General features: G+C 63.4%; 15 protein-coding genes and 1 tRNA gene. 8 read left to right on the forward strand and 8 right to left on the reverse strand.

The window, feature by feature from the left end; translation table 11 throughout:
* Nucleotides 1–30: 30 nt before the first annotated feature.
* From QM685_RS26630 to QM685_RS26640, 3 genes are all read left to right on the forward strand, one after another.
* Nucleotides 31–1,080 carry an ABC transporter substrate-binding protein gene (locus tag QM685_RS26630; protein WP_415121046.1) on the forward strand — a complete coding sequence of 350 codons (1,050 nt, stop codon included), beginning with the start codon at nt 31–33 and terminating at the stop codon, nt 1,078–1,080.
* Nucleotides 1,049–1,915, forward strand: coding sequence for an IclR family transcriptional regulator (locus QM685_RS26635; RefSeq protein ID WP_415121048.1), 867 nt, complete (start codon nt 1,049–1,051; stop codon nt 1,913–1,915). Before QM685_RS26630 ends, QM685_RS26635 begins: the two co-directional genes overlap by 32 nt.
* Nucleotides 1,916–2,058: 143 nt before the next feature.
* A complete protein-coding gene (locus QM685_RS26640) occupies nt 2,059–2,685 on the forward strand; it encodes an RraA family protein (RefSeq protein WP_415121050.1) in 627 nt (208 codons plus the stop codon).
* A gap of 567 nt (nt 2,686–3,252) precedes the next feature.
* On the opposite strand, the gene QM685_RS26645 is transcribed toward QM685_RS26640, so the two are convergent.
* From QM685_RS26645 to cysS, 6 genes are all read right to left on the reverse strand, one after another.
* Nucleotides 3,253–3,346 (reverse strand) — tRNA-Ser (locus QM685_RS26645).
* Between the two features lie 180 nt (nt 3,347–3,526).
* Nucleotides 3,527–4,777: an aspartate kinase gene (locus QM685_RS26650; protein ID WP_415121052.1), complete on the reverse strand. Its 1,251-nt coding sequence runs from the start codon at nt 4,775–4,777 to the stop codon at nt 3,527–3,529.
* A 417-nt stretch (nt 4,778–5,194) separates the two neighbouring features.
* The gene (gene tilS, locus QM685_RS26655; RefSeq protein ID WP_415121054.1) at nt 5,195–6,676 is read right to left on the reverse strand and encodes a tRNA lysidine(34) synthetase TilS; all 1,482 of its coding nucleotides are present in this window, start codon (nt 6,674–6,676) and stop codon (nt 5,195–5,197) included.
* 63 nt (nt 6,677–6,739) lie between these two features.
* Complete coding sequence (locus tag QM685_RS26660; RefSeq protein ID WP_415121056.1) at nt 6,740–7,711, reverse strand: acetyl-CoA carboxylase carboxyltransferase subunit alpha; 972 nt, start codon at nt 7,709–7,711, stop codon at nt 6,740–6,742.
* Between the two features lie 128 nt (nt 7,712–7,839).
* Nucleotides 7,840–8,946, reverse strand: a complete 1,107-nt coding sequence (locus QM685_RS26665) for a DNA-3-methyladenine glycosylase family protein (protein WP_415121058.1) — start codon at nt 8,944–8,946, stop codon at nt 7,840–7,842.
* Nucleotides 8,947–8,993: 47 nt separating this feature from the next.
* Nucleotides 8,994–10,391, reverse strand: coding sequence for a cysteine--tRNA ligase (cysS, locus tag QM685_RS26670; protein ID WP_415121060.1), 1,398 nt, complete (start codon nt 10,389–10,391; stop codon nt 8,994–8,996).
* A 250-nt stretch (nt 10,392–10,641) separates the two neighbouring features.
* On the opposite strand from cysS, the gene QM685_RS26675 reads away from it, so the two are divergent.
* From QM685_RS26675 to QM685_RS26690, 4 genes are all read left to right on the forward strand, one after another.
* Nucleotides 10,642–11,442: a tetratricopeptide repeat protein gene (locus QM685_RS26675; protein ID WP_415121062.1), complete on the forward strand. Its 801-nt coding sequence runs from the start codon at nt 10,642–10,644 to the stop codon at nt 11,440–11,442.
* A 52-nt stretch (nt 11,443–11,494) separates the two neighbouring features.
* A complete protein-coding gene (locus QM685_RS26680; RefSeq protein WP_415121064.1) occupies nt 11,495–12,076 on the forward strand; it encodes a peptidylprolyl isomerase in 582 nt (193 codons plus the stop codon).
* A gap of 125 nt (nt 12,077–12,201) precedes the next feature.
* Nucleotides 12,202–12,696: a peptidylprolyl isomerase gene (locus tag QM685_RS26685; protein ID WP_415121066.1), complete on the forward strand. Its 495-nt coding sequence runs from the start codon at nt 12,202–12,204 to the stop codon at nt 12,694–12,696.
* A 59-nt stretch (nt 12,697–12,755) separates the two neighbouring features.
* Nucleotides 12,756–13,553 (forward strand): UDP-2,3-diacylglucosamine diphosphatase, encoded by a 798-nt coding sequence (locus QM685_RS26690; RefSeq protein WP_415121068.1) that lies wholly within the window; start codon nt 12,756–12,758, stop codon nt 13,551–13,553.
* Nucleotides 13,554–13,607: 54 nt separating this feature from the next.
* Here QM685_RS26690 and cysE read toward each other — a convergent pair whose 3' ends face one another.
* Nucleotides 13,608–14,453 carry a serine O-acetyltransferase gene (gene cysE, locus QM685_RS26695; protein ID WP_415121070.1) on the reverse strand — a complete coding sequence of 282 codons (846 nt, stop codon included), beginning with the start codon at nt 14,451–14,453 and terminating at the stop codon, nt 13,608–13,610.
* Between the two features lie 311 nt (nt 14,454–14,764).
* Nucleotides 14,765–15,598 (reverse strand): RNA methyltransferase, encoded by an 834-nt coding sequence (locus QM685_RS26700; RefSeq protein WP_415121072.1) that lies wholly within the window; start codon nt 15,596–15,598, stop codon nt 14,765–14,767.
* A 408-nt stretch (nt 15,599–16,006) separates the two neighbouring features.
* Here QM685_RS26700 and QM685_RS26705 point away from each other — a divergent pair, with 408 nt between their 5' ends.
* Nucleotides 16,007–16,810, forward strand: a complete 804-nt coding sequence (locus tag QM685_RS26705; protein WP_415121074.1) for an inositol monophosphatase family protein — start codon at nt 16,007–16,009, stop codon at nt 16,808–16,810.
* Nucleotides 16,811–16,877: the final 67 nt, after the last annotated feature.

The following is a 16,877-nucleotide window of genomic DNA, read 5'->3' on the forward strand; positions in this document are numbered from 1 at the left end:
ACCCCAACGCCACACAAGGATGGCTTCTACATGAACGACCAGTCGAACTCCAGGCGGACTTTCGTTAAAGGCGCCCTGCTTTCCGTCGCCGCGCCGGCGCTGATCATTCCGCGCCGCACGCGGGCAGCGACACCGCTCGTCATCGCAACATGGGGCGGCCTCGCGACGAAGGCCACGCGCGTCGCATGGGCGGAGCCGTTCACGGCAGCAACCGGCATTCCGGTCACGATCGCTGACGGCCCAGACCTCGCGAAGATGAAAGCACAGGTGCAAGGCGGCAACCCGGGATGGGATCTGGTCGACCTGCCGGGCGCGATGGCCGTGACGGCCGCCCACGCAGGCCTGCTCGAAAGAGTCGATCCGAATATCGTCGATCAATCCGGACTCGTCATCGCCAGCCCGTCGCCTTACCTTGTCCGGATGTCAACGTTCGCCGGCGGAGTGGGATGGGATTCGAAACGATACGCGGCCGGCTCGCATCCGACCAACGTGCAGGAATATTTCGATTTCAAGCGCTTTCCCGGTGCACGCACGCTTCGCTCGCGCATCGCCGAAACGCTCGAACTCGCGCTCGTTGGTTCGGGCGTCGAGCCGAGCAAGCTGTACCCGCTCGATGTCGATCGTGGCTTTGCGATGCTCGATAAAATTAAGCCTAATATTCGCAAATGGGTTGGAGAAACGCCGCAATTGACTGCCCTGCTGCAAACTGGCGAAGTTGATTTTGGTTACGTCTATAACAGCCGGGTGCGCGAGGCGCAGCGTGCCGGCATTCCGCTGGACATGTCGCTGAGCCAGTGCGTGATAGGCTCCGAATATCTCGGGGTAGTGCGAAACAGTCGGAACAGAGATGCCGCGATGCGCTTCATTAACTTTGCGCTCAATCCCGTCCGGCAGGCGAATTTCGCGTACTACATCACTGCAATACCGAACGCGAAGGGTGCGCTCGAGCTCGTCGACCCTTCCGCACGCCGATGGATGCCGGACATCAACGACAAGCAGCACATCTTCATTAGCGACACGTATTGGGCAGATCATTACGAGAAGCTGAATGCGCGATTCTCCGAGTGGTTGCTCGACTGAAACATGCACTATGGCGACGAAAACAAGGAACGGTATGGAAGGTACGGAACGGGACGAACGACTGTTTATCAGTTCGCTCGAAAAGGGCTTGAAAGTGTTGGAGGCCTTCGAAGACATGACGACGGAATTGGGGCTTCAGCAAATAGCCGACGCGGCGGGACAGGGAAAAAGCGGCGCGCAGCGTCTGGTGTATACATTGCTGCAGCTCGGATATTTGCGACGCAATCCGGTCACGCGCAAATACCGGCTATCGTCGAAAGTCTTTCTTCGCGGCTACGCGCTCGTGCAGACGTCCGACCTCGTTCGCGAAGCTCACGATGAACTGGTTAGCATCAACAAGGAATGCGGTGACACGTGCGTGCTCGCCATGCTCGAGGGGGCGGAAATCGTTGTGCTGTCTTCGATCCCGGGGCGTCATATCGATTCGCTGAACGTGACCGTTGGCATGCGCTTTCCGGCCAATCTCGCGACGTCGGGGCTGATGTTGCTCGCATGGCTTTCGCCCGAGGAAGTCAAAAGCGCATTAGATCTGGATTCGTCACAGGACGACGATGCAGCCAGGAAATTTTCCGCGCTGCAGGCAGAGCTGGCGTCGATCCGCGAGCAACGGGTCTGCGTGACGAAAGATGCGTTGATGCCCGGGAACCTCTCCATTTCCGCTCCCGTTTTCGACGCAGCCGGCCGCGCGATTGCGGCGATCAATGTGTCGACACCGAAGGATCGCTATCCGAGTGCGGACGCAATTCACAATCTGTCGGCGATCATCGTGGCGGGTGCCGAAGCTGTTTCCGCCAGGCTCGGTTATACGGAAATTCTGAATAAGCGCAAGCGTTAGTCGGCGCTTCGTGGGCCGGCCTTCGGAGGCCGGCTTTATTGACGCTATTTGCGAGGAATCGATTATTTCGACGATAGCCTTCAATAATTTCCAGTTCTTCCTATTGTCGTTGAAATGATTCGATAGAGTATCAAGAGGCAACCATGACGAGCGACTATTTCGGGACGATCAAGAACCGCCTCAGCACAACGCTGATTGGAGACGTAATGGAATCTTTAGGGTTTCGTAATCGCTTCCTTCCGCCGTCGATTCGCTCTTCGGAAAGGCATAAAATCGTGGTCGGGCGCGCGATGCCGGTACAGATGATGAACACCGACGAAGGCAACTTCGACGTGATGCTGAAAGCGATAGAAGACCTGAAGCCGGGCGAGGTTTACCTCTGTACCGGAGGGTCGCCGAATTATGCACTGTGGGGCGATTTGATGAGCACGCGGGCACGTGCATTGGGTGCGACCGGTGCCGTGCTCGAAGGCTTTCATCGTGACTCGACAAAAATCGGTGAGATCGATCTGCCCGTGTTTTCGATGGGCGGTTATGGCCAGACCAGCAAGGGCCGTGGCGCGGCGGTGAATTTTCGCTGTGACGTCGTCTTTTCGAACGGCGTGAAGGTTTCACCGGGAGATTTCGTGGTCGGCGACGATGATGGCGTGCTCATCATTCCGCAGGCACATATCAAAGATATCGCGAGAAAAGCGATTGAAAAAGCCGACGAAGAGGAGTTGGCGAGAACGCGTGTCCAAGCGGGGAAAATGATCCATCCGGAAGCCTGAACCGGACCCGGCTCCCACACGTACTCGCACGTTCTAATAGATGGACGACTGGAGCGTGTTATGAACTTTTGAAGATCCCCTACTTCAAGAAGGCCAAGCATCAGGAGCGCGGTCCGGACGCTTTCCATGATGTCGACGGGCCGATGAGGTCTCCGATGGTCCGGACGACGCACTGAACAGCATTTTCCTTTCGGCAACCAGCGAGAAAGGACTCGCGCGGAATCCCGACTTCAATGGCCCGGTTCAGGACAGCTTCGGGCGATATCAGACTTCTACACGAAAAAATCGACGTCACAGCAGTGCCCGCGCGTATCTCGACGCGGCCCGCGGGCGCGTTCGAGCAGCGACCCCGGATCCGTTCACGCCGCCCGGGATCCATCTTGCCGCGCTCGACACCAGTTACGATCGGTCCCAAGCCTACCGGGCGGGCATCAGGCTCCTGTGGAGCATCGTCGACTCGCGCGCGTTTTCCGGCATCAAGGGTGGAGGGGCAAACAAGGTACTCGAAACACAATGAGAAAAGCCCCGTAAGTCCTTAAACTTACGGGGCTTTCTTGCTCAAACTCCTGGCGGAGACGGAGGGATTCGAACCCTCGATCCAGGTTTTGGCCCAGATGCTCCCTTAGCAGGGGAGTGCCTTCGACCTCTCGGCCACGTCTCCCAAACTTTCTGTTGCACAGGGAGTCAGTGCAACGAAGCCAAGATGATAGCGGGCCGGGTCGATCAGGTCAATGTCCGAAGAACATTTTTTGTGCCAACCTTGCGATTGGCGACGCAATTTGTTCACACAGACGCCACAAAACAAACGGGGCGCTTCTTCGCGCCCCGTTGTTCCAGCAATTTATGCCTGATCCAGTTCGAAGGCCTTATGCAGCGCGCGCACGGCGAGCTCCATGTACTTCTCGTCGATCAGCACCGAAATCTTGATTTCGGAGGTGGAGATCATCTGGATGTTGATGCCCTCTTCCGACAACGTGCGGAACATCTTGCTCGCGATACCGACGTGCGAACGCATGCCAACGCCGACCACCGACACCTTCGACACCTTCGGGTCGCCGAGCACCTGCTCAGCCTGCACATGCGCCTTCACCGTGCCGGTGAGGATTTCCATTGCGCGAGCATAGTCGCCGCGGCCGACCGTGAACGTGAACGCCGTTTTGCCTTCGACGCTCTGGTTCTGGATGATCATGTCGACGTCGATATTCGCGTCCGCCACCGGGCCGAGAATCTGATATGCAATGCCCGGCTTGTCGGGCACACCCATCACGGCGATACGAGCTTCGTCGCGCTGAAACGCGATGCCCGAGATGACAGCTTTTTCCATGGTCTCGTCTTCTTCAAAAGTAATCAGGGTGCCCGACTTCATTTCCTCTTCGAGCGACATCAACGGGTCGGTCAGACTCGACAGCACGCGTGTCTTCACCTGATATTTGCCGGCGAATTCCACCGAGCGGATCTGCAGCACCTTCGAACCCAGGCTGGCCATTTCCAGCATTTCCTCGAACGTCACGCGATCGAGCCGGCGCGCTTCTTCGACGACGCGCGGGTCCGTCGTATAAACACCGTCGACGTCCGTGTAGATCAGGCACTCGTCGGCCTTCAGCGCGGCCGCGACCGCAACCGCGGACGTGTCCGAGCCGCCGCGGCCGAGCGTCGTGATGTTGCCTTCGGGGTCGATGCCCTGGAAGCCGGTGATCACCACCACCTTGCCTGCGTCGAGGTCGCGCATGACACGCTCGCCATCGATGTCGCTAATACGCGCTTTCGTGAACGCACTATCCGTTTTGACCGGCACCTGCCAGCCTGCATAACTGACCGCCTCGACGCCGGCTTCCTGCAGCGCGATCGAGAGCAGCCCCGAGCTGACCTGCTCGCCGGTGGCGGCGATCATGTCGAGTTCGCGCGGGCTCGGTTGGGTCGTAATTTCTTTCGCGAGGCCAAGCAGGCGATTGGTTTCGCCGGACATTGCCGACGGCACGACGACCATCTTGTGGCCGGCCTTGTGCCATTTCGCGACGCGCCTGGCGACGTTCTTGATGCGCTCGACCGAGCCCATCGAGGTGCCGCCGTATTTATGTACGATGAGTGCCATTGTCGTTCTGAACTAGGAGAGAAACCGCGCGGGCGCGCTGGAGACGACCGCACGGAAAGCACAGAGGCGCGCAACGTCTCGTGAACGGCGGCGAAGTGTGTGGCGGCGTAAATGCAGCGCGCGTGCAGCAGGCGCGGATTTGCCCGGAAACAGGGTCGCTAGTGGCTGATCGGAAATAACGGCAACGACGGATCACGCTCGCAAACCGGCAATAACGAACGATAGCGACAAAAGCGACGGCGAAATCGGGTCGGGCAAACGAGCTAAAGTACCCGATTAGGCGTAAAAAGACAAGACACAGGGAGCGTTCAAACGCGTTGAATCCAGCCTGCAAAGGCCTGTTTTTCGCGGATTTGCGCGCTGTTTCGCGATTCCGGTTTTCGCCCGCGCGTGCCTCGGGATCGCCCGACCGGTCGGTCAGGCGATCAGCAGATCCTCGCGCCAGATGATTTTCACGCGCGCCTCGCCGATCGACGATGCTTCGCGCACCGTTGCGCGATTTACGCCGATGAGCGGCACGAACAGCAGCTCGTCGCCGACGTAAAGCAATGGCACGTCGCGCTTCCAGGCAGGGATGCCGCGCTCCTGGAACAGATTCTTCAACGTGCGGCCCGGCGCATTCGACGCGCTTGCGCGCATGCGTTCGCCGCCACGGCGCGCTCGCGCGCTGAGCGGTGCGCGCTGGAGAACGCTGAGTGGAACAGTGTCGACGGCTTCGATGTGCGAGGCCGTACCATGCGAAACGCCGGCGGCATCGGCAGTGGCATCCACCATCGCAAACACGAACGTGCCGCGCCATTGCGGCAAATGCCAGACCGCTTCGCCCCGCCACGTGAGTTCGCTGATCTCGCGCTCGACGAGCGCGGTTTCGTCGGCTGGCTCGCTGCTGTCGCCCGCTTCCCAGTAGACAAGTCCGCGATAGCCGCGCAGCGCATGGCCCGCGTGATCGATGCGCAGACGATGCCCGTCCCGCCCCGCGCCGACTTCGCGCAGTTGCCGCAGCGCATCGGCGAGACGCGCGTTCGATGCCGCGACGAAGCCGAGCGTGCGCATCCAGTAGCGCAGCAGGTTGAGCGCGCGATCGTCGTCGAGTGCGAGCAGCGCGTGCTGATCGAGTGCGCGCCCTTCGTCGCGTGACGCCGTCTCCATGTCGATGCGCGCAAGCGTGTCGAGCAGACGCTGCGCCGACGCCGCATGCGCGGCCGTGCGCGCAAGCGCGTCGCGAAAACCGGGAAAATGCACCGCCAGCGCCGGCATCACCTGATGACGCAGCGCATTGCGCGCGTAACGGGTGTCAGCGTTCGATTCGTCGTCGATCCAGCGCAGTTTGCGCGCGCTCGCGTAGTGATCGAGCTGCGCGCGCAGCAGATGCAATAACGGCCGCACGCGCGTCGCCGCTGCACCCGTCGCCAGAAATTCCGGCGCCATCGCCGCGAGACCCGCGAGGCCCGCGCCGCGCAGCAGTTGCAGCAGCACGGTCTCGGCCTGGTCGTCCGCATGCTGCGCGAGCCACAGTACGTGAATATCGTGCGCCGCGCACATCGCATCGAGCGCCCGATAACGCGCATCGCGCGCCGCCGCCTCGACGCTCACACCGCTCGCGCGCGACACCTCCACGCGCCGTGCGTCGAATTCGACGCCACGCTCGCGCGCAAACGCGTCGCACTGCGCGAGCCACGCATCGGCGTGAGGACTCAGTCCGTGATGCACATGCAGCGCAACGACACGCGGAGCGCCCGCGACGCGCACCACAGCATCGAGCAGCACACTCGAATCGACACCGCCACTGAACGCGACCGCGATGCGCGCGTTCGGCGCGCGCGCATCGAGCGCGGAGAGTGCCGCGCCGAGCGCCTCGATCACGGGGCGCTCGGCGGACGAATCGGCGGTGGTGGTCACGTCGTTAGCGCGTGGCGCGCGGATGGACGAAAAAGATAGACGAAGACAAACGCGCGCTCAGGCTTACGCGCCCGGCGTCGTTTCCTTGAATTTGCCGTACGCCATCAGCCGTTCGAAACGGCGTTCGCGCAGGTCGTTGATGCTCATGCCCTGGAACTGACGCAGCGAATCCGCGAGCGCGCGGCGCAGCAGCGCGGCCATGCCCTTCGGATCGCGATGCGCGCCGCCGAGCGGCTCGTTGACGATCTTGTCGATCAAACCGAGCGCCTTCAGTCGATGCGCGGTCAGGCCAAGCGCTTCCGCGGCTTCCGGCGCTTTCGCGGCGCTCTTCCACAGAATCGACGCGCAGCCTTCCGGCGAGATCACCGAATAGGTCGAAAATTGCAGCATCAGCACGCTGTCGGCGACCGCGATCGCGAGCGCGCCGCCCGAGCCGCCCTCGCCGATGATCGTCGCGATCAGCGGCGTCTTCAGTTCGGCCATCACATACAGATTGCGGCCGATCGCTTCCGACTGGCCGCGCTCTTCCGCGCCGATGCCCGGATACGCGCCGGGCGTGTCGATGAACGTGAAAATAGGCAAGCCGAATTTCTCGGCGAGACGCATCAGGCGCTCGGCCTTGCGATAGCCTTCGGGGCGCGGCATGCCGAAGTTGCGCAGCGCGCGCTCCTTGGTGTCGCGGCCCTTCTGGTGGCCGATCACCATGCACGCCTGGCCATTGAAACGCGCGAGACCGCCGACGATCGACTGGTCGTCCGCGAAGCTGCGGTCGCCGTGCAGTTCATGGAAGTCGGTGAACAGCTCGTTCACGTAGTCGAACGTGTACGGACGCTGCGGATGACGGGCGATTTGCGAAACCTGCCACGGCGTGAGGTTCGCGTACAGATCTTTGGTGAGTTGCTGGCTCTTCTTCGACAGCCGCTCGATCTCTTCCGAAATATCGACGGCCGAATCGTCCTGCACGAAGCGCAATTCTTCGATCTTCGCTTCGAGTTCAGCGATCGGCTGTTCGAAATCCAGAAACGTGGTCTTCATTGGTTGTAATCCTTGGACTTACCGGGCAGCGCGTATTCTAACCGCGCGCGCCGATGTCAAAACCTTTTCTCAACTATCGACATCATATATGCGATAGCCTTTGAAACGGCCGCGTTTCCTGTTCTTCTTCAGTAGTCGACCGGCAACGGATCGAGACTACGCCACATATACCAGGTCGCGACGGTGCGCCACGGTTCCCAGTTCGCCGCGACCTCGCGCGCTTCGCTGCGCGTGACCGGTTCGCCGCTGAAATAGTTGACGCTGATCGCGCGGATCAGACCGAGGTCGTCGAGCGGCAGCACGTCGGGACGCGACAGATTGAAGATCAGGAACATCTCCGCGGTCCAGCGGCCGATGCCGCGAATCTGCGTAAGCTCGGCGATCACTGCCTCGTCGTCCATCGACGTCCATTTGCCCACGTGCAGCGCGCCCGACACGAAATGCCGCGCGAGATCGAGCACGTACTCGGCCTTGCGCCTCGACAGGCCGCAGGCGGTCAGCTTCTCCTGACCGAGCTTGATGAACTGCTGCGGCACGAGCTTCGGACAGGCGGCTTCGACCCTCCCCCACACCGCCTGCGCGGCGGCAACGGAAATCTGCTGCCCGACCACCGAGCGCGCGAGCGTGACGAACGGATCGCCGCGGCTTAGCAGATGCACGGGGCCGAATTTCGGAATCAGCTTTTTGAGAATGCGGTCGCGCTTGACGAGGTCCGCGCACGCCTTGTCCCAGTATGCGGGGCGCGTGACTTCGGGCGCGAGGCCGCCGATCTGCACTGGCACCGCGACTTCGCTGGCGAGCGCGCTCGCGCCAGCTGCTTCGCCGTTTGCGCTGGCCGTGCTCGCCGAGGTGGCGGACACGCGCGTCTTGCGCACGACCTCGCCCGCGTTGGTGTCGCGCGCGAGTTCCTGCACGTCGCCGCCGAGACCGGCCGGCAACGCGCCATTGCTTTTCGCGCGCGATGCGCCGTTGCCCTTCGCGCGCTTCGCGGCCGGCGCCAGCGCGCCTCCGACACCCGCGCCATCCGCGCCGTTGAGCAAACGCCTCGCCGGGCTCTTTTTCGCCGCGCCGGTCGCGGCACCGGCTTTCGCCGCTGCCCCGGCCGCCTTCGACGACGCTTTCTTCACCGCGCCGCCGCGCGCGCGCGCCGACTTCGCCGCGGCGGCCGACGCCGCGGCTGCCGCCCTGGTTTGAGACGCCGCGCGTTTAGCCGGCGTCTTCGTGGCCGTTGCCATCCTGCCTCCTGCCTGGCGAGTCGATCAGAGGGAAGTACGAGGTGCGCTCACACGCGCCGCCACTCGGTCAACCCGCCGGGTTTGTCTTCAAGGGCAACACCGGCCTCGAGCAATTCGGCCCGGATCCGGTCTGCTGCCGCATAGTCCTTTGCCTTCTTGGCGGCGATGCGCGCCGCGATCTTCGCTTCGATCGCGGCGGGCTCGAGCGCGCCTTCGGCCGCGGCACCCGCCGCCTGCTGCAGATATGCACGCGGCTCGCGGCCGAGCAGGCCGAGCACCGCGCCCAGCGCGCGCAATTGCCGGGCCAGCGCGGGGTCGCGCGTGCGGTTCACTTCAGTTGCCAGTTCGAACAGCACCGACACCGCCACCGGCGTGTTGAAGTCGTCGTTCATGGCGGCCCGGAAACGCCGCGCGTACGCTTCGTTCCAGTCGAGCGCGGCGTTATCGGGCGTGACGTCCTTCAGCGCCGTATACAGACGCGCCAGGGCGTTGCGCGCGTCGTCGATATGCACGTCGCTGTAGTTCAGCGGCGAGCGGTAATGCGCGCGTGCGATGAAGAAGCGCACGACCTCCGCATCGTACTGCGCAAGCACCTCGCGGATGGTAAAAAAATTGTTCAACGACTTCGACATCTTCTCATTGTCGATCTGTACGTAGCCGTTGTGCATCCAGTAATTGACGAAAGTTTGACCGGTCGCGGCCTCGCTTTGCGCAATCTCGTTTTCGTGGTGCGGAAACTGCAGGTCCTGGCCGCCGCCGTGAATGTCGAACTGGTCGCCGAGCAGCGTGCAGCCCATCGCCGAGCACTCGATATGCCAGCCGGGACGGCCGCGCCCGTACTTCGAATCCCAGCCGGTGTCGGCGGGTTCGCCGGGCTTCGCCTGTTTCCACAGCACGAAGTCGAGCGGATCCTGTTTCGCGTCGTTGGCCGCGACGCGCTCGCCCGCGCGCAGATCTTCGAGCGACTTGCCCGAGAGCTTGCCGTAGCCCGCGAATTTGCGTACAGCGTAGTTGACGTCGCCGTCGCTCGCCTGGTACGCGTAGCCGTTTTTCTCCAGCGTCTCGATCATGCCGAGCATCTGCGGAATGAAGTCGGTCGCGCGCGGCTCGATGTCGGGACGCGCAATGCCGAGCGCGTCCGCGTCTTCATGCAGCGCGGCGATGAAGCGGTCGGTCAACGACTTGATGGTTTCCCCGTTCTCGAGCGCGCGGCGAATGATCTTGTCGTCGATGTCGGTGATGTTGCGCACGTAGGTCACGTCGTAGCCGAGCGCGCGCAGCCAGCGCTGCACGATGTCGAACACGACCATCACCCGCGCATGGCCGACGTGACAATAGTCGTATACGGTCATCCCGCAGACGTACATCCGCACGACGCCCTCCCGCAGCGGCACGAAAGTTTGCTTGTCACGCGCGAGCGTGTTGTAGATGCGCAGAGATTCCATAGAGAACGGTGCGTGGGCCGAAAGAAGTCCGCATTGTGCTTCATGAGTGCCGCGACCCGCGAAACGAACAGGACTGCGGGTGCGTCGCATACAGTTGAAACCGGCGCACCTCGCGCGGCGATCAGGCTGCAGGCGATACGGCGAACCAGGCGGAGACGGCCACGAGTGGCGAAAAGACAGTCGGCGGTTCGACGGAACGCGCAGACCTTTTGTTAGAATGGCTCGGAGTATAACACCCAGACCTGAGCCTATGAAACACTCCAGCGGCCGCGCGCGCAGCGCTGCGACCCTCGCCGCGACTGCGTTCGGCGGCGCATTTGACCGCATCGTCGGCGGCGTTGCTTTCGATGCGGCGCGCACCCTCGCGGGGCGTGTCACCGTGGCTGCCGCGCTTGCCATCGTGCCGCTCGCCGGCGCGTATGCACAGAAGGCCGCCGTCATGCCGCAAGGCCCGGCCGTGCGCGACAACACGCCGGAAATCGACGCGTCGATCGCGCAGAAAAACTGGCAGGCCGCGCTGACCCAGCTCGACGCGCGCATCGCGTCGAATCCGCACGACGCGCAGGCCAGGTTCAAACGCGGCACGGTGCTTGCACACCTCGGTCGCGACGACGAAGCGATTGCCGCCTTCACCGAACTCACGCAGCTCTACCCCGAGCTGCCTGAACCGTACAACAACCTCGCGTCGCTCTACGCGAAGCACGGCCGCCTGTCCGAAGCGCGCGCCGCGCTCGAAACGGCGACCCAGGTCAATCCGAACTACGGTCTCGCGTACGAGAACCTCGGCGACCTCTATCTGCGCATGGCCGATGCAGCGTATCGCCGCGCGCAGAGCCTCGGCAACGCGAGCGCGACGACCACGCAGCGTCTCGCGGACATCCAGAAAATCGTGTCGCCTACGGCCGGCCACAAGCCCGCGCAACCGGCCGCCACGCAGTCCAACGACTATACGGCGCGCGCCACGTCGAACATGACGCAGACGCCGAGCTTCCAGTTCGGCGGCGCGAACGGTTCGCTCGCGATGCCGCCTTACATGGCGCCGTCGAACTAACGCCTTTCACTGCACTGCCCGCAGCACGTTTTTTCCAACCTCGAGGATCTTCATGAAATGGTTGATGTTGGCGCTCGGCAGCGCCGCCCTGATCGCAAACGCACCTGTCTTTGCGCAGGCCGGCTCACAGGCTGCGCATCCGTCCGTCCTGCTCAAGACGTCGGAGGGTGACATCCGCGTCGAGCTGTATCCCGAGAAGGCGCCGAAGACGGTCGCGAATTTCCTCGACTACGTGAAGGCCGGCCAGTACAGCGGCACGATTTTCCATCGCGTGATTCCGGGCTTCATGATCCAGGGCGGCGGCTATACGCAGAGCTTCGTCGAGAAGCCGACGCGCGCGCCGATTCCGCTCGAAAGCCGCAACGGTCTGAAGAACACCGCGGGCACGATCGCGATGGCGCGCACCAGCGATCCCAATTCAGCCACCGCGCAGTTCTTCATCAACACGGTGGACAACGCCAACCTCGACTACCCGAATCCGGACGGCAACGGCTACGCGGTGTTCGGCAAGGTCACGAGCGGCATGGACGTCGTCAAGCGCATCGAGGCGACGCCGACCACCACGCGCGGCCCGATGAGCGACGTGCCGCAGAAGCCGATCGTGATCCAGTCGGCCACCGTGGTGAGCAAGTAGTCGCGAGACGAGCAGGCAGACAGGCGAACGCGCGAGCGCGCAACCCACGCCCCGGCGCGGCACGTCGTCAGCGTATGACGACACGCCGCGCCTTTTATCCACCCCGTTCATCAAAGGATTCCATCATGGTTGAACTGCATACGAACCACGGCGTCATCAAACTCGAACTGGACGCCGAGAAGGCGCCGAAGTCGGTCGAGAACTTCCTCAACTACGTGAAGGCCGGCCACTACGACAACACGGTGTTTCACCGCGTGATCGACGGCTTCATGATCCAGGGCGGCGGCTTCGAACCGGGCATGAAGCAGAAGCCGACGGCCGAGCCGATCACCAACGAGGCAAACAACGGTCTGAAGAACGAGAGCGGCTCGATCGCGATGGCCCGCACGAACGATCCGCATTCGGCGACCGCGCAATTCTTCATCAACGTGAACGACAACGACTTCCTGAACCACTCGTCGCCGACGCCGCAGGGCTGGGGCTACGCGGTGTTCGGCAAGGTCGTCGAAGGCATGGACGTCGTCGAGAAGATCAAGAAGGTCAAGACCGGCTCGAAGGGCTTCCATCAGGACGTGCCGCTCGACGACGTCGTGATCGAAAAGGCCGTGGTCGTCGACTAAGCGATCGCTCAGGCATCGTTCGGGCCTCGACCCGTTTGAACTGGAATCAGGCACCTTCAATGCTGCAAGAGACGCCGCTGCGAAGCGTCGCCGCGGGCGTGCCGGGCGAGGGCCAACGCCCGCACGCCGCACGCCCGTTTTTTTTCCTTTCCGACCTGCATCTGAGCGAGGCGATTCCGCACACGGTCGCCGCGTTCGAGCATTTCATCCGCGTCACCGCCGAAGCGGCAGACTCGGTGTTCATCCTCGGCGACCTGTTCGAGTACTGGGTCGGCGACGACATGCTCGCGGAGCCGTTCGTCGCGCATATCGCCGCGTTGCTGCATACGCTGTCCGAGCGCGGCATCGCGCTCTACATCATGCACGGCAATCGCGACTTCCTGCTCGGCAAGCGTTTCATGAAAGCGGCCGGCGCGATCTGGCTGCCCGACCCGTTCGTGATCACCGCGTTCGGCATGCGCATCGCGCTCGCGCACGGAGATGGTCTGTGCACCGCGGATCGCGGCTATCAACTGTTCAGGCGTTTCGCGCGCAATCGACTCGCGCAGATGCTGTTTCTCGCGTCGCCGTTCCGCTGGCGCCGCAAACTCGCCGAGAACATGCGCTCGAAAAGCGAGCACGGCCGGATGCGGCCGATATCGATGAAATATGACGTGACGCCAAAGGGCGTCGCCGCGCTTTTCAAGGCGTCGAAAACGGCGACGATCATCCACGGGCACACGCATCTGCCTGCGCGGCATCGCGAACCGGGCGGCACGCGCTGGGTTCTGCCGGATTGGGATCTCGACCACGGCGGGCATCGTGGCGGATATCTGCGGATCGATGCCGAGGGAATTCGGGCGGTGCCGCTGGATTGAGGCGGTAGCGCCGCGTCGCGCGCTGTTCTTCGTGAATTCCGCCCCGGTTCTTCGTTAAACCGGAGCCTGGCGCTCAACCGCCGCCCCATCCACCTTGCCCGCGATCGCCGCCGACAGGCGCCGCAGATCGAGCAACGCGGCATCCGCGCCCTGCAGCCCTTCGAGACTGGTACCGAGCCGCTCGAGCGCATCGACGATTTCGTCGATGCGCCGCGACTGCGTGGCCGCGTGATCGATCAGACCGTGAATCGCGAGCGACACCGGATCGTCCGCGTTAGGCGTGATGCCGTACGCGCAGAACGCGCTGGTTTCACTGCCGCGTTTCGCGTCGCGCGCGGCGTGCTTCGAATCCGCGCCGGCATCGGCCGTGGCAGCCGAAGCTGGCGCCGGCACGATGATCCGCGCCGGATTGCCGACCGCCGTGCCGCGCGCGGGCACCGGTTTGGTCACGACCGCGTTCGAACCGATTTTCGCGTCCGCGCCGACCGTGAAGCCGCCGAGCACCTTCGCGCCGGCGCCGACGATCACGCCGCGCTCGAGCGTCGGATGCCGTTTCGCGCCGCGCGTGAGCGACGTGCCGCCGAGCGTCACGCCCTGGTAGATCGTGCAGTCGTCGCCGATCTGCGCGGTCTCGCCGATCACGACGCCCATCCCATGATCGATGAACACGCGTCGCCCCACCGTCGCGCCCGGATGGATTTCGATGCCGGTCATGAAGCGCGCCATCTGCGAGACGAAACGCGCAAGCCAGCGGCGTTTGGCCCGCCAGCATGCGTGCGCGAACCGGTGCAGCACGAGCGCGTGCAGGCCCGGATAACACGTGAGCACTTCCCATGCGCTGCGGGCGGCGGGGTCGCGCTCGCGGATCGTGGCGATATCTTCGCGAAGTCTCGTGAACATGGCAGGGATTGTGTTGTGGGGGGGGGGAAAAGCGTCTGCGTGTTTTGGCGTCGTGCGCTTGAGTCGTACTTTTGAGCGCGATTCCGCACGCCTCTGCATTTCGCGCCACGCATGACGGCAACGCTGCCGCTTATCGCGGTGGCAGCTTTGCTTCGAACGTTTCGTGGATTGTAGGGCGATTGCGCGAAACCTGCCGGAAGCCCACGCTGCTCGCAAGGTCGTCGCAAGGTCGTCATAAGAGCAATGCGGCGCGCGCGGGCACCGAGGCCAGCGTCGTGCGGTTCGCCCCGGTCAGGCGTTCGGTCGAAGCGTCAGTCGGTCCGTTTCGTCTTCAGCAGGATGTGCCTGGCAATGCCGCGCACGATGTTGACCTCCTCGCGTTCGAGCCCCGAACGCGCGAAAAGCCGCCGTAGCCGCGACATCAGTTTCTTCGGATTGGCCGGATCAAGAAATTCGAGCGCGATGAGCGCGCTTTCCAGATGCGTGAACATGCTTTCGATCTCGTCGCTCGCCGCCATCCGTGCGCGCGCGCCGGCGGGCTCCGCCTGCCCCGCGCCTGCGCCGGCCACCGCGGACGCGCCGCCGCCCGTCTCATCGATGGCGAGATACGCGGTGCGCAATTCGTATGCGAGCACCTGCACCGCCTGCGCGAGATTGAGCGAGCTGTAGGCCGGATTGGCGGGAATATGCGCGAGCGCGCTGCAACGCTCGACGTCCTCGTTCGACAGCCCGGTACGCTCGTTGCCGAACACCAGCGCGATCTCGCCGTGTACCGCCTGCTCGTGCGCGATGGCCGCGGCGGCGCGCGGCGTCCGTTGCGGGGGACCATATTCGCGCAGCCGCGCGGTCAGCGCGACCGACCAGTGCACGCCGGCGAGCGCGTCGGCGAGCGTCGGCACGACGTGCACGGAAGCGAGCACGTCGTCGGCGCCGCTTGCCATTGCGATCGCCTCCGGATCGTTCTGCACGTTCGGCACGCGCGGCGACACCAGCACGAGTCTCGAGAAGCCCATGGTTTTCAACGCGCGCGCCGCGGCGCCGACGTTGCCCGGATGACTGGGTTCGACGAGCACGAAGCGCGTCGACGTAAAGCCGCCGCGCAGGTCGGCCACGGCGGGGTCGGAGGAATGGTGGGTGTGATCCACGATGAAACTCGGCTGGCCAGGGACTGAATGAAAGCTGAATGAAGACAAACTGAAGACGCGTATGGTAGCCCCAACCGGCGGCGGCGCGAAATCGCCGCGCATGCGCGGCGGCGCCCGGGCTCACGTAAAACCCGATTAACTCAGGTAAAATAGCGCCCTTCGCGTCCGGCGGCGCCTGCATTTGCCCGAGGCCCTCGCCAGCCGGCCGCTACGTTCTTATTCAATTTGTCTCCGTGGACGGAATGCAATGCGCGGAATGCAATGCGCGAAATGCGCACCGGTGCTGTCCGGCCTGGCGTTCCGTGCTGTTTTCCGTGCTGTTTCCGCGCCTTTGTGGCGCCCGTCAGCGCAGGTTTCGCGCTTATTTACCGGCAAGCAGCCGTGCTGCGCCGGCACAAGGACCAGTTTATGCATCCCATGCTCAATATCGCTGTGAAGGCCGCGCGCCGCGCAGCCCAGATCATCAACCGCGCGTCGCTCGATCTCGACCTGATCCAGGTCAGCAAGAAGCAGCACAACGATTTCGTCACGGAGGTCGACAAAGCGTCTGAAGCGGCGATCATCGAAACGCTGAAGACCGCCTACCCCGATCATGCGATCCTTGCCGAAGAGTCCGGCAAATCGGATGACGATTCCGAATATCAGTGGATCATCGATCCGCTCGACGGCACCACCAACTTCATCCACGGTTTTCCGTACTACTGCGTGTCGATCGCGCTCGCGCACAAGGGCGTCGTCACTCAGGCCGTCGTCTACGATCCGAACCGCAACGATCTGTTCACCGCGTCGCGCGGCCGTGGCGCGTTCGTCAACGATCGCCGCATCCGCGTCGCCAAACGCGACCGTCTCGCCGACTGCCTGATCGGCACCGGCTTCCCGTTCCGCGAAAAGGACAGCCTCGAATCGTACGGCCGCCAGTTCGCCGAAATGACCGAAGCCTGCGCCGGCCTGCGCCGGCCGGGCGCCGCCGCGCTCGATCTGGCGAACGTCGCGGCCGGCCGCATGGACGGTTTCTTCGAGCAGGGCCTCAATGCATGGGACGTCGCGGCGGGCAGCCTGCTGATCACCGAAGCCGGCGGTCTGGTCGGCAACTACACGGGCGATTCGAATTTCCTGCACGTCGGCGAAATCGTCACGGGCAACCCGAAGGTCTACGCGCAGATGATCCCGATCCTCTCGCGCTACAGCCGCACGCGCCAGCAGTCGGCTTGAAGTCTCCGCCGCGGCTCGTGCGCGGGACAGCGTAATCGTTAATCGTTGTGCGAGAAAGCGGCTTCGG

The sequence above is a fragment of the Paraburkholderia sp. genome, from assembly GCF_047605525.1.
GTDB lineage: Bacteria > Pseudomonadota > Gammaproteobacteria > Burkholderiales > Burkholderiaceae > Paraburkholderia.